1 protein-coding gene is annotated in these 579 nt (G+C 35.8%); it reads left to right on the forward strand.

What is annotated here, in order from left to right:
• Window positions 1-579: hypothetical protein (locus CTN01_RS22875; protein WP_428838921.1), on the forward strand; the 579-nt coding region annotated here is incomplete at both ends.

The raw sequence follows: 579 nt of genomic DNA on the forward strand, positions 1-579 counted from the left end.
GATACCGCTTGTGATTATTTTGCAGAAGCTGAAAAGGTATTCCAAGGCAAAAAAAACTCAAAAGACCTTATGGATACCTTAGCACAATCAAATACCCTTAATGGATTACTGAGTGCAGATATTACCTCATTCATAACTGAAGAAGATAAAAAAGATTATCAAGAACTTGAAAAATGTCTTGATAATCCGCAGCCTTACCTCAGAGAAATGACCAATGCTTATGCTGCAGCAGAGTGGGTAAAGGTACAAAAGGAAAAACGACAAGTTATTCTAGATAAAGCACAAAAATTAGCTGAATCACAAGGGTATACCTTTGAAGATGGCCAACTCTATAGTTACCGTGAGCCAAAAATACAAAAAGCCATTAAGAAATACCTTGAAGCTAGAGAAATATTCCTGAAAGAAGCAGAGTTAACACCGCAAACACAACTTGAAACATTAAAGGAACGATTAGCATCGCTAAACAGACTCCACTCTGGATCTGATAAATTGGCTATCGGTTATCATGTTAAACAAGCGGCCGATTATTGTGAAAAATATCTATCTAAAGAAATAAAAAATACCGAGGATAAACTTGAG

Origin of the sequence: Photobacterium angustum (genome assembly GCF_003026365.1) — a bacterium.
Lineage (GTDB): Bacteria > Pseudomonadota > Gammaproteobacteria > Enterobacterales > Vibrionaceae > Photobacterium > Photobacterium angustum.